We start from the raw sequence: 432 nt of genomic DNA on the forward strand, positions 1-432 counted from the left end.
TACTAAAGATGGTGTATCGGTAGCAAAAGAAGTTGAGTTAGAAGATGCTCACGAAAACATGGGCGCACAAATGGTAAAAGAAGTTGCTAGTAAAACCAATGATTTAGCTGGTGATGGTACTACAACTGCTACCGTATTAGCACAAGCCATTGTAAAAGAAGGTTTAAAAAACGTAGCTTCTGGTGCAAACCCAATGGATTTAAAACGTGGCATAGATAAAGCTGTTGATGCTATTACTAAAGATCTTGAAGCACAAGCACAAGAAGTTGGTAATTCTTCTGAAAAAATAAAACAAGTAGCTGCTATTTCTGCAAACAATGATGACACTATTGGTGAGTTAATTGCACAAGCATTCTCAAAAGTAGGAAAAGAAGGTGTTATTACTGTTGAAGAAGCAAAAGGTATGGACACGTATGTTGATGTTGTTGAAGG

The 432-nt window shown here is 36.8% G+C and carries 1 protein-coding gene; it reads left to right on the forward strand.

What is annotated here, in order from left to right; translation table 11 throughout:
• The coding region (locus FUA24_RS00305) for a TCP-1/cpn60 chaperonin family protein (RefSeq protein ID WP_317131908.1) at window positions 1–432 on the forward strand (432 nt) is incomplete at both ends.

It is taken from the genome of Seonamhaeicola marinus (assembly GCF_008085455.1).